This is a genomic window from Streptomyces lasiicapitis (assembly GCF_014646335.1).
GTDB lineage: Bacteria > Actinomycetota > Actinomycetes > Streptomycetales > Streptomycetaceae > Streptomyces > Streptomyces lasiicapitis.
Genome location: NZ_BMNG01000003.1, coordinates 334,415 through 347,132, shown reverse-complemented (window position 1 = coordinate 347,132; position 12,718 = coordinate 334,415). Strand labels below are relative to the sequence as shown.

The following is a 12,718-nucleotide window of genomic DNA, read 5'->3' as shown; positions in this document are numbered from 1 at the left end:
GGCCGCGTCAACACCCTTGACCTGACCGGGAGTTACTTGATCCCGGCCTCGTCGCAGGCCTTCTTGAACTGCTTGGTGCAGATCTCGCCGGCCTTGTAGACCTTGTCCTTGACGATGGTGTCGGCCACCTCGTCCTTGGTGATCGCCTGCGCGTCGTAGAGCTTGGCGGGGATGTCCTTGAAGTCGCCGCTCAGCGAGTTGACCTTGCGGTCGGTGAGGTCGTCGATCTTCTTGCCCTTGAGCAGGCGCACCGCGATCTCGGCGGTGGTCTCGGCCTCCGGCTTGATCTGCTTGTAGATCGTGAAGGCCTGGTCGCCGCTCAACAGGCGCTGCACACCGGCGAGTTCGGCGTCCTGGCCGCCCACCGGCACGTCGATGCCGCGCTGCTTGAGGGCGGTGATGATGCCGCCGGCCATGCCGTCGTTGGCGCTGTAGACGCCGTCGATGCCGTCCTTGCCGAGCTTGTCGATGGCGGTGGCCATCTTGCGGTTGGCCTCGTCCGGGGACCAGTCCGGGATGTCCTGCTCGTACGCGATCTTCTTCACGTTCTTGTCGAGCACCGAGTGGGCGCCCTTCTTGAAGAACGGGGCGTTCGGGTCGGTCGGCGAGCCGTTGATCATGACGACGTTGGCGTTCTTGGCGTCCGAGCCGAGCGCCTTGACCAGGGCGCCGCCCTGGAGCCGGCCGATCTTCTCGTTGTCGTAGCTCACGTAGGCGGACAGCGGGCCCTCGGCGAGGCGGTCGTACGCCACGACCTTGACGCCCTGCTTGTCGGCGCGCTCGACCCAGCCCTTGGTGGACTTGTAGTCCACGGAGTCCAGGATGATCACCTTGACGCCCTGGGTGATGAGGGCGTCGAACTGCTTCTTCTGGGTCTCGATGTCCTGCGCGGCGTTGTTGTACTTGACCTCGCAGTCGCCGCACAGCGACTTGATCTTCGCCTCCATGATGGGGCGGTCGAAGGTCTCGTAACGCGTGGTCTTGTTCTCCGGCAGCAGCAGACCGATGGTCTTGCCGTCGCCGCCACTGCCCTTGTCGTCGCCGTCACCGGCCTCGCCGCATGCGGCCAAGGCCAGCGCGAGGGAAACGGTGACGGTGCCTATGCCGACGCGGCGCGTCAATCTGTTCATTTGGGGGTGCCTCCCTGACGTGGCCGCGTCGTTGCGGCCGAGGTGGCTCGAAGTCAACTCGGCCACCCGACACGCGTCAAGGAGTAAATCCTTAACGAGATGACAACGGTGCCATGCGTTATCTAAGTGAAGGCAGGTGCGGCAGCCGTCAGGCTCCCGTCCAAAAGGGTTGAATCACCCATCTCGCTGAGCGCGAGCGCGAGCGCGCCGAGGACCTCCGCACGATGGCCAAGTGCCCCGGGAAGTACGGACAGTTGGCGTGCCGCACTCGGGATGGCGTAGCGCCCCACGGACTCCCTGATGGGCGCGAGGACCAGTTCCCCGGCCTCCGCCAGGGCGCCCCCCAGGACGACCCTGCTCGGGTTCAGCAGGTTGCACAGGTTCGCGACACCGCTGCCGATGTGCCGGCCGACGTCGGCGATCACGCGGCGGCAGCCGGGGTCGCCCTCGCGGGCCAGGGCCACCACGCGCTCCATGGTCAGATCGCTGCCGTGGCTGGACTGGAGCAGCGGCAGGACGTACCGGGCGGCGGCGAAGGTCTCCAGGCAGCCGCGGTTGCCGCAGCGGCAGACGGGGCCGGACTCGTCCAGGGTGATATGCCCGATTTCTCCGGCCGTGCCGCCGGGTCCGCGGTAGATCCGGCCGCTTATCACCAGGCCGGCGCCGACACCGCTCGCGACCTTGATGTACGCGAGGTCCTTGACGCCCCGGCCGCTCCCCCAGACCAGCTCGCCGAGCGCGCCCAGGTTGGCGTCGTTGTCGACGTGCACGGGCACGCCGAGCCGCTCTTTGAGCTCCTCGGCGGGCTTGGTGCCCGCCCAGCCCGGCAGGATCGCGGTGGAGCCGAGGGTGCCGGACTCCACGTCGATGGGTCCGGGCACGCCGAGGCCGACGCCCGCGACCTTGGAGCGGTCCACGCCGGTGGCCTCGATCAGCTTGCCGACCAGGCGCTCGGCCCGGTCGAAGCCCTGCGCGGCGGAGGCGTCCACGTCCAGCGGCTCGGACTCCTCGGCGAGCACCTTGTGGGCGAGGTTGCCGAGCGCGACGCGCAGGTGGGTGTGGCCGAAGTCGATGCCGATGACCATGCCGGCGTCGCCGCTGAGGGAGACGCTGCGGGCCCGGCGGCCGCCCGCCGACGTGGGCGTGACCTCGACGGTGCCGCCGTCCTTCAGTTCGCGGACGATGTTGGATACCGTCGCGGCGGACAGGCCCGTCGTCCTGGCGATCTCCGCCTGCGTGAGCGATCCCGCGAGCCGTACCGCGCGCACGACCCGCTCGAGGTTTGCTCGGTGCAGTGACGACTGCGACCCCGGAGTCTCCATCGACTCATCCACTCCCGCCTATGGCGGACGGCGCCATCGCCGCCCGTACAAGTTGTGAACTCCAAGCTGTGCTGAAGGTGTTACCGCAGTCAAGTCCTTGACGAAAATCCAGTAGGTCACACCATGCACACGAAACGCCCCGCGTACGGGGCGTTCCATGGGCATGATCGCGTTCGACTACTTGATCGTGACCGCCGTCACTTGATGGTGGCCGCGGTGAGGCCGGACTGCACCTGCCGCTGGAAGGAGAGGTAGACCACAAGGACCGGGATCATGGAGATGGTCATGCCCGCGTACAGGGCGGGCAGGTCGGTCTCGTAGTTTCCCTGGTTCATCAGGCTCACCAGGCCCTGGGCGAGCATGGAGCGGTCCTCGTCGCCGCCGCTCTGCTTCTGCATCAGGGTCAGCGGCAGGATGTACTGGTTCCACTGGCCGAGGACGTTGAAGATCCCGACGCTGATCAGTCCGGGTTTCGCCATCGGCACCATGATCTGGAAGAACACCCGGGTGTGCGAGGCGCCGTCGATCACCGCCGCCTCGTGGATGGCGGTGGGCAGCGTCCGGAAGAACGAGTGCAGGTAGAACACGGTGAACGGCAGCGAGTACGCGACGTACACCAGGATCAGTCCTTGGTACGTGTTGAGCATGCCGAGCCGGTCGACCATGAAGTACAGCGGCACGAGCGCCAGGAACACCGGGAACATCGACCCGGCGACGAAGAAGTAGTACACGAACCGGTTGCCGACGAAGTCGTAGCGGGCGAGCACGTAGGCCGCCATCGCGCCGAGCAGCATCGTCAGCGGCACCGAGACGACCATGACGATCAGGGTGTTGAGCAGGTAGTCGCCGACGCCCTTCTCCCAGCCGCGCTGGAAGGCGTCGAAGGTCCATTCGGTGGGCCAGGTCCAGGCGCTGGACTTGATCTGGGAGTCGGTCTTGAAGTTGCCGAGCAGGATCCAGAACAGCGGCAGGACGATCATGACCGCCCACAGCACCAGGAAGCCGTGCGAGAAGGCGTTGAGGGTCCTTCCCTCCATGCCGTCCTTGCCGGGGCCGCGTCCGCCGCCGCGCTGGCCCGGCACCTTGACCTTGGTGGCAGGCGGTTGAGTCGCGGGAGCCGTCATCGCTCGCGCCTCCCTCAGAACTCGATGCGGTCACGGCGGCTGAGCCGCAGCGTGACGATGGACACGATCAGGGTGAGCAGCAGCATCACCACCCCCATGGCGCAGGCGTACCCGCTCTTGCTGTACGTCTGGAAGTTGCGCATCAGGTACGTCGAGATGACCTCGCTGCTGTGGTCGGGGCCACCGCCGAAGTCCTGTGACGTGAGGGTGGAGATGAGCAGGAACGCGTCCATGGAGAGAATCGCGAGGAACACCCAGGCCGTCTGGATGGTCTCCCAGAGCAGCGGCAGGGTGACCCGGAAGAAGGTCTGGAACTTCCCCGCGCCGTCGAGCAGCGCCGCCTCGTAGATGTCCTTGGGGATGGACTGCATGGCGGCCGAGAACAGCACCATGTAGAAGCCGGCCCCGGCCCAGACCATCACGAACACGATGCACCAGAGCACCAGGTCCGGGTCGTTGAGCCACTCCGTCGGGTTGCTCTTGTCGCCGAGGCCGATCGCCTGGAGCGAGCCGTTGATGAGGCCCGAGTCGTCGCCGCGGTAGACCGCCTTGAAGAGGATGGCGAGGATGGCGATGGAGAGGACCTGCGGGAAGAAGAAGATGATGCGGTAGAAAGCGGATCCCTTGACGCCGGACACTCCGCCCGCGCCGCCGCGGCCGCCGACATTCACCATGAAGGCGAAGAACAGCGAGAGCAGAATCGTCAGGGTCGGCACCAGAACGAGCAGCAGGGCATTGTGCTGCAGCGCCTTGATGAAGACGTCGTCCTTCGCCAGTGCCGTGTAGTTGTCGAAGCCGACGAAATTGAAGTTCTGGGAGGCGCCGCTCCAGTCGGTGAAGGAGTAGCTGATGGTCTGGATGTAGGGCCAGATCACCAGCAATACATAGAGCCCGACGGGGAGAATGAGAAAACCCGCGATGAACGGGTACTTTTTCCGATGCATAACACCCTGCTCCTGGCCTTGCCGTGACCGTACCGAGGCGGCGCCGCACCGCCGGCCGGGGCGCGGGCGGCGCCCGGCCGACCGTGCCGCCCGGCCCCGGCCGGCGGATGACGACGACTACTTCCGCTTCGTGTCGGGGTTCTTCTCGGCTTCCTTGTCGACCGCGGCCTGGCAGCGCTCCAGCCACTTCTTGGGCGTGATGCGCTTGGCCATCAGCTCACCGGTGGCGTTCTGGATCGCCACGTCCAGCTCGCCGTACCACTCCGAGTAACGGAAGTTGAAGCGCTCGTCGACCGGACAGGCGTCGACCGCGGCCAGCGCCGTCTTGATGCCGGGGCGAAGCTGCACGCTCTTGTCGACGAACTCCGGGCCGATCACGGACAGCGAACTGGCCTCCTTGGCAAAGGCGGTGGCGCCTTCCTTGGAGAGCATGCGGCGCAGGAACTCAAGGCCGCCGGGCACGTTCTTGGCCTTGGACGGCACGATGAACGGCTCGTCGGCGCCGGTGCGCAGGGCGTGCAGCTTCATCTTGGAGTCGGGCAGCAGCGGCAGCGGCAGGAACGTCATCTCGAAGTCGTCCGGCGTCTGCTTGGCCTGCTCGTTCTCCAGCCAGGAGCCCGACGGGATGAAGACGGCCTTGTACTCGTTCCACTTGGTCTGGGCCTCGGTGTGCTCCAGGGAGTTGGTGCCCGGCATCAGCAGGCCCTTCTCCACGATCTCGTACACCGCCTCGATGGCGCGCTCGGCGGCCGGGTTGCCGACGAAGGCCTTCTTCTCCAGGTTGTCGATCGCCTTCACGGCGTCCATGCCACCGGTCTTGGCGATCAGGTCCATGATCACGATGTTCATGTAGTACGGGTACTTGCCCTGGTGGGCGAGGCCGCCGATGCCCTTGGACTTGGCGTCCTTCATGATGTCGAGCATCTGGTCCCAGGTCTTCGGGACCTCCCAACCGTGCTTCTTGAAAAGCTTGTTGGAGTACCAGAGGCCCCACGTCGCGTACACGTAGAACAGCGCGTGGAACTTGCCGCCGAAGGTGCCCTGCTCGATCGTCCCCGGCAGCATGATGTCGCGGATCTTCTTGCTCGGGTCGTCGATGGACGGCGCGTCGAGCAACTGCGTGAGGTCGGTCAGATGACCTTCCTTGTGCAGCGTGTCCAGCTTCATCTTCTTGGAACCGGAGTCGTCGACGACGTCCGGCGGATTGCCCTTGTTGAAGCGGGGCTGCAGCTTGCCGGTGACGTCCTGCTCGCCGCTGTGCGCGACCGAGCCGCCGTACTTCTTCTCGAAGGACGCCTCCCACGCCTTGGCGTAGGCGTCGCCGTAGCCGCCCTTGAAGATGAAGACGTCCAGGTCGTTGTCCTTGGCGACGCCGAACGGGTTGCTCTTCGTCTTCTTGGACGTCTTGGCCTTGTCGTTGTCACCGCCGCCGCCGGAGGCGCACGCCGACAGAAAGCTCATCGTCGGTACGGAGATGATGCCGAGCGCGGCCGCGCGCTTGATCAGATCGCGGCGGCCGACGCCGCCGGCGGTGGGCCTGCCGGAGGTCCCAGGGGTGGATCCCATGCTCAAGTCCTCGCCTTCTTCCAGGACTCAGGCGGTGAACCGGAACCTCCCCGGCACCGCGGAGTTGTGAAGCTGGGGTTGTGCGATGGTGCGGGATGTGTCCGACGCCGGTGGAACGGCCGCCGCGGCTGGTCGATCCGGGACAGTCCAGGGAGTGCAGACGCCGACAGGTATAGTCCACTCACGGTCGGCCTAGCAAGATCGAATGCAGGTTTGGGCTGCAGGCTTTTCCGAGTTGAGACCTCACGGAGACGTGCGCGCCGAACGCTCCGCGCGCCATAAAAGTCCGTACCAATACGGAAGCGAATCGGGCTTTCTCCCGCCCCGTCCGAAGCCTGTCGGCACCACCGAACTCGACGGTGAAACCGGGCGCCCGCAAAAGCGCGGCGACGTGCCCGACGAAGGGGCCGGCACACGGCTCAGCGGAAGGCGTCCACCAGTGCGTCACGGCATGTGGCCGCCCACCGGATCGGCAGCAGCATGTGGACGGGGACGCCGAGCGGCGGGTCGAAGGGACGCACCGCGGCCCGCGGCCCCCGGTACGTCTCGCTCGCGCACCTGTCGACCTCGGTCCGCTCGCCGTGCACCACGGTCCACGCGGGGGTCCCGGTGCCGATCTCCAGGACGGCGTCGTCCACCGAGGTGACGTCGCGGCCGCGGGCGACGGCCGCCTCCTCGTCGGCGCACCGGGCGAGCACCGCGTCGTGCAGCACCGGATCGCCGTCGCGCGGGGGCAACCGCAGCCGCAGATCGGCGAGTTCACGGACCCGTACGGCCGGTGCCGCGGCGGCGGGGTGCGTACGCGGCAGCACCGCCGAGAGCGGGTCCTCGCCGAGACGCACCGCGTGCACCCCGGCCCTCGGCGGCGGCGCGGTGCGGACGAGGGCCGCGCGCAGCTCGCCGGAGGCGACGGCGGCCGCGTGGGCCCGAGCCGGTCCGTCGACCAGGATCAGCTCCACGTCCGGCGCGAGCTCCCGCAGGGTGGCGAGACCGTGCGCCAGCCTGCGCCCGAGCCCCGGGCTCGTCCCGATGCGCAGCGCGCCCGTCCGGCCCGTGGCCAGCTCCTCGGCCACGTCCCGCACCCGGTCGACCGCGGCGAGCGCCGCCCGCGCCTCGGTGAGCAGCCGGACCCCGTCCGCGGTGAGGGCGACCCGGCGCGGCGAACGGGTCAGCAGGCTGAGGCCCAACTCCCGCTCCAGCCTGGCCAGTTGATGACTCACGGCGGGCTGCGCGACGCCGAGCCGGGCGGCGGCGCGGGCGAAGTGCAGTTCCTCGGCGACGGCCACGAAGCAGCGGAGCTGCCGGATCTCCATGGTGCTTTTCTCCTCCCCGGATGCCCCTGACGCCCCGGATGCCCCGGATGCCCCGGGGATGCCCCTGACGCCCCGGCGCTCCGGCGCCCTTTGTGCCCCCGCACCGGCCCGCCCGGTGCCACCATCACGCCCGCTTATCGCTGGGCAGCGTGATTGCCCATTGTTCCCCCTGGTGCCGCGCGTTGGACTGGACCCATGGAACTCGGACTCTGGATCGACGGCACCACTCCCCTCCCGGACATCCTCGACGCCGTGGAGCACGCCGCCGCGGACGGCTTCGCGCGGGCCTGGCTGAACGAGAGCACGGGCTGGGACCCGCTGACGGTGTTCGCGGCGCTCGGCGAGCGCGCCCCCGGCATCGAGCTCGGCACCTCCGTCGTCCCGCTGTTCCCGCGCCACCCCTTCACGCTCGCCGCCCAAGCCCTGACGGCGCAGGCCGCGGTGGGCGGGCGGCTGACGCTGGGGGTCGGGCCGAGCCACGCGGCCCTCGTGGAGGCGCGGTTCGGCCTGCCGTGGGACCGGCCGCTGCGCCGCGTACACGAATATCTCGACGTCCTCGATCCCGTGCTGCGCGGTGCGGAGGCCGAGGTGCGCGGGGAGACGGTCACGGCGGTCGGCGGGGTGGCCGCGCCCGGCACGAAGGCACCGCCCGTCCTGCTCGCCGCCCACGGCCCCAAGATGCTCGCCCTCGCCGGCGAGCGCGCCGACGGGGTCCTCACCATCTGGACGGGTCCGCGCCTCCTCGCCGACTACGTGGTCCCCGGCGTCACGGCGGGCGCCGCGGGCAGGGCGGCGCCCCCGCGGATCACCGTCGGCGTGATGGCGTCCGTGACGGCGGATCCGGACGGCGTACGTGCCGGGGTCGCCGGGACGTACGGCATGGCCGGCACGCTGCCCAGCTATCGCGGCACGCTCGACCGGCAGGGCATCGGCGGCCCCGAGGAGACCCTCGTCGCGGGCGACGAGGCGGTCGTCGAAGCGGCCGTGCGCCGCTTTGCCGAGGCGGGCGCGACCGAGCTGATGCTGTTCCCCGAGGGCTCCCCGGCGGACCGGGCGCGCACGGTCGCCCTGTTCGCCGAGTTGGCCGGGCGCTCGGGCTGACCGCGCGCCGGGTTCGCGGACCTGGCCGGGCGCTCCGGTTGACCGCACGCCGCGATCGCCAACCCGACCAGGCCTCCGGCCGACCACCCGCCACGTTCACCCACCCGGCCAAGCCTCCGGCCCACCACCCGCCACCGTCGACCACACCCCCGCCCAGCCCACCTCCGCACCTCTGACGGTCCGTCCGCAGCCCCAACAGGCAGCGGACGGACCTCTCGTCGCCCGTGGCCCGGCAACACCCTTGACACCGCCGCCCACTTACCGCCCTACTGGACCCTGCGCAACCACTGACAACGTTGTCCAGCAGGTGCTTGGAGGGGACTCAGGGGATGGGACACAGACCTCGACACAGACGCCGCGGGGGGAGCGCGCGCCGCGCCCCGGCCGCCGTCGGCCTCACCGCGCTCGCGGTGCTCGCCGCCTCGCAGGGCGTCGCCGTGGCCGGGCCGGAGCGGGCGCCGCGCGCGGAGAAGGAGTTCAGCTCCTCGTTCGAGAAGAACGACGCGCAGCCCGACTGGCTGAACACGGTCGAGACGGGCGCCGACGGCAAGAAGAAGGCCGGCGGCGTCAACGGCGGCTTCAGCTCCGGGATTCCGGGGAGCGTGAACGACCACGTCGTGGACGTGCGGGCGAGCGGTGAGAACGCGGGCTCCGGGGAGACCAAGGAGAAGCTGGTCGACGGCGAGCAGTCGACCAAGTGGCTCACCTTCAAGCCCACCGGCTGGGTGGAGTTCGAGCTCGACGAGCCCGCGAAGGTCGTGACGTACGCACTCACCTCCGCCAACGACCACCAGGAGCGCGACCCGAAGGACTGGACGCTCCAGGGCTCGACGGACGGCAAGGACTGGAAGGACCTCGACACCCGCAAGGGCGAGAAGTTCGCCAGCCCCTTCACGACGAAGAAGTACGACTTCGAGAACACAGCCGCGTACTCCCACTACCGCCTGGACATCACCGCCAACAACGGCGCGAGCGATGCCCTGCAACTCGCCGACGTGCAGCTCTCCGTCGGCGGCAGCGACAACCCGGCCCCGCCCGACGACATGCTGAGCCTCGTCGACCGGGGCCCCGCCGGCTCTCCGACCGCCAAGGCGCGCGCCGGGTTCACCGGCAGGCAGGCCCTGCGGTACGCGGGCACGCACACGGCCGAGCGGCGCGGCTTCTCGTACAACAAGGTCTTCGACGTGAACGTCGACGTGCGCCGTGACACGGAGCTGTCGTACCGCGTCTTCCCGTCCATGGCGGACGGCGATCTCGACTACGACGCCACGAACGTCGCCGTCGACCTGGCCTTCACGGACGGCACCTATCTGAGTGACCTCAAAGCCACCGACCAGCACGGCTTCCCGCTGACCCCGCGCGGGCAGGGCGATTCCAAGGTGTTGTACGTCAACCAGTGGAACGACGTCGCCGGGCGCATCGGTGACGTGGCCGCGGGCAAGACGGTGGACCGGATCCTCGTCGGCTACGACTCCCCCAAGGGCCCCGCGAAGTTCCGGGGCTGGCTGGACGACGTGTCCCTGAAGGAGACCCCGCCCGCCGAGCCCAAGGCGCGCCCCTCCGACTACGCCTCCACCACGCGCGGCACCAACTCCAGCAACGGCTTCTCGCGCGGCAACACCTTCCCCGCGACGGCCGTCCCGCACGGCTTCAACTTCTGGACGCCGGTGACCAACGCGGGCTCCATAAGCTGGCTGTACGACTACGCGCGCGGCAACAACGACGACAACCTGCCGACCGTGCAGGCGTTCAGCGCGAGCCACGAGCCGAGCCCGTGGATGGGCGACCGGCAGACCTTCCAGGTGATGCCGTCGGCGGCGAAGGACAAGCCGGACGCCGACCGCACCAAGCGGGCGCTGCCGTTCCGGCACGAGAAGGAGACGGCGAAGCCGCACTACTACGGCGTGACGTTCGAGAACGGCCTCAAGGCCGAGATGACGCCGACCGACCACGCGGCCATGTTCAAGTTCACCTATCCCGGTGACGACGCGAGCATCGTCTTCGACAACATCGAGAAGACGGGCGACACCAAGCACAACGTCGGCCTGACCCTCGACAAGGAGAAGGGCGTCGTCACGGGCTACTCCGACGTGAAGTCGGGCCTGTCGACCGGCGCGACGCGCATGTTCGTGTACGGCACCTTCGACAGCCCGGTCACGGACGGCGGCAAGCTGACGGGCGGCGGCACCACCGACGCCACCGGCTACTTCCGCTTCAAGCCCGGCAAGGACCGCAGTGTCTCGCTGCGCCTGGCGACCTCCCTGATCAGCGTCGACCAGGCGAAGGCCAACCTGGACGAGGAGATCCCGGCGGGCACGTCGTTCGGCCGCGTCAAGGAGCGGGCGCAGGACAAGTGGGACGACATCCTCGGCCGCGTCGAGGTGGAGGGCGCGAGCGAGGGCCAGAAGACGTCCCTGTACTCCAGCCTGTACCGCCTCTACCTGTACCCCAACTCCGGCTTCGAGAAGGTCGGTTCGAAGCACAAGTACGCGTCGCCGTTCTCGCCGCAGACCGGCCCGGACACGCCCACCCACACCGGCGCGAAGATCGTCGAGGGCAAGCCGTACGTGAACAACGGCTTCTGGGACACGTACCGCACGACGTGGCCCGCCTACTCCCTCTTCACGCCGAAGAAGGCGGGCGAGCTGGTCGACGGCTTCGTGCAGCACTACAAGGACGGCGGCTGGACGTCGCGCTGGTCCTCGCCCGGCTACGCGGACCTGATGACCGGCACGTCCTCCGACGTGGCGTTCGCCGACGCGTACGTGAAGGGCGTCAAGGGCTTCGACGCGAAGGCGGCGTACGACGCGGCGGTGAAGAACGCGACGGTCGCGCCGGACAGGTCGGGCTACGGCCGCAAGGGCATGACCACGTCGCCGTTCCTCGGCTACACCCCGTCCGAGACGCACGAGGGCCTGTCGTGGGCACTCGAGGGATACGTCAACGACTACGGCATCGCGAAGATGGGCCAGGCGCTCTACAAGAAGACGGGCGAGAAGCGCTACAAGGAGGAGGCCTCGTACTTCCTCAACCGCGCCCGCGACTACGTGAACCTCTTCGACTCCAAGGCCGGGTTCTTCCAGGGCAAGAACAAGAAGGGCGACTGGCGCGTCCCCTCCGACAAGTTCGACCCGCGCGTCTGGGGCCACGACTACACCGAGACCAACGCGTGGGGCTACGCCTTCACCGCCCCGCAGGACTCGCGCGGCCTCGCCAACCTGTACGGCGGGCGGGGCGGCCTGTCGAAGAAGCTGGACACGTACTTCGCCACTCCCGAGACCGCCTCGCCCGAGTTCGCCGGTTCGTACGGCGGCGTCATCCACGAGATGACGGAGGCCCGTGACGTACGCATGGGCATGTACGGGCACTCCAACCAGGTCGCGCACCACGCCGCGTACATGTACGACGCGGCCGGACAGCCCTCGAAGACGCAGGAGAAGGTCCGCGAGGTCATGTCCCGCCTGTACACGGGCAGCGAGATCGGGCAGGGCTACCACGGCGACGAGGACAACGGCGAGCAGTCGGCCTGGTACCTGTTCTCGGCGCTCGGCTTCTACCCGCTCGTCATGGGCAGCGGTGAATACGCCATCGGCTCACCGCAGTTCACGAAGATGACCGTGCACATGGACAACGGCAAGGACCTGGTGGTCAAGGCCCCGAAGAACAGCGCGAAGAACGTGTACGTGCAGGGCCTGAAGGTCAACGGCAAGAAGTGGAACTCGACCGCGCTGCCGCACTCCGCCGTCGCGCGCGGCGGGGTCCTGGAATTCGACATGGGCCCGAAGCCGTCCGCGTGGGGCACCGGCAAGAACGCCCAGCCGGTCTCCGTCACGGACGACGACAAGGTGCCGTCCCCGCGCAAGGACGCCCTCAAGGTGGAGGGCGAACTCTTCGACAACTCGTCGTCCACGTACGCGAATTCGGCGTCCGTCGTACTGCCGGTGCAGGGCCGCACCAAGGCCGTCCAGTACACCCTCACCTCGGCCGACAAGGCCAAGGCCCCTCGCGGCTGGGTCCTCCAGGGCTCCCGCGACGGCGAGAAGTGGTCGACGGTCGACAAGCGGTCCGGCCAGTCCTTCGCCTGGGACCAGCAGACCCGGCCGTTCACGGTGAGCGATCCGGGGGCGTATGTGAAGTACCGCCTGGTCTTCACCGGGGGGCGGGGCACGCTCTCGGAGGTGGAGCTGCTTCACTGATCCACGGCTCGACGAAGGAGGG

The 12,718-nt window shown here is 68.6% G+C and carries 8 protein-coding genes; 2 read left to right on the top strand and 6 right to left on the bottom strand.

The genetic code is table 11. The features are described 5' to 3' along the window. Positions 1-32 precede the first annotated feature (32 nt). The 6 genes from IEY91_RS07150 to IEY91_RS07125 all read right to left on the bottom strand — a co-directional run bounded on the left by IEY91_RS07150 (position 33) and on the right by IEY91_RS07125 (position 7,399). Positions 33-1,130: a substrate-binding domain-containing protein gene (locus IEY91_RS07150; RefSeq protein WP_164319442.1), complete on the bottom strand. Its 1,098-nt coding sequence runs from the start codon at positions 1,128-1,130 to the stop codon at positions 33-35. A gap of 122 nt (positions 1,131-1,252) precedes the next feature. Further along, complete coding sequence (locus tag IEY91_RS07145; protein ID WP_164319444.1) at positions 1,253-2,452, bottom strand: ROK family transcriptional regulator; 1,200 nt, start codon at positions 2,450-2,452, stop codon at positions 1,253-1,255. A gap of 197 nt (positions 2,453-2,649) precedes the next feature. Next, positions 2,650-3,576, bottom strand: a complete 927-nt coding sequence (locus tag IEY91_RS07140) for a carbohydrate ABC transporter permease (protein WP_164319447.1) — start codon at positions 3,574-3,576, stop codon at positions 2,650-2,652. 14 nt (positions 3,577-3,590) lie between these two features. Then, entirely contained in the window at positions 3,591-4,520 is a 930-nt protein-coding gene (locus tag IEY91_RS07135; protein WP_164319449.1) for a carbohydrate ABC transporter permease, read from the bottom strand. Positions 4,521-4,637: 117 nt separating this feature from the next. Beyond that, entirely contained in the window at positions 4,638-6,086 is a 1,449-nt protein-coding gene (ngcE, locus tag IEY91_RS07130) for an N-acetylglucosamine/diacetylchitobiose ABC transporter substrate-binding protein (protein ID WP_164319452.1), read from the bottom strand. Between the two features lie 419 nt (positions 6,087-6,505). Beyond that, complete coding sequence (locus IEY91_RS07125) at positions 6,506-7,399, bottom strand: LysR family transcriptional regulator (RefSeq protein ID WP_189173272.1); 894 nt, start codon at positions 7,397-7,399, stop codon at positions 6,506-6,508. Positions 7,400-7,594: 195 nt separating this feature from the next. Between IEY91_RS07125 and IEY91_RS07120 the strand changes: the two genes are divergently transcribed. Continuing rightward, on the top strand, positions 7,595-8,500 hold the full coding sequence (locus IEY91_RS07120) for a TIGR03564 family F420-dependent LLM class oxidoreductase (protein WP_189173271.1): 906 nt from the start codon (positions 7,595-7,597) through the stop codon (positions 8,498-8,500). 329 nt (positions 8,501-8,829) lie between these two features. After that, on the top strand, positions 8,830-12,696 hold the full coding sequence (locus IEY91_RS07115) for a GH92 family glycosyl hydrolase (protein WP_229696763.1): 3,867 nt from the start codon (positions 8,830-8,832) through the stop codon (positions 12,694-12,696). Positions 12,697-12,718: the final 22 nt, after the last annotated feature.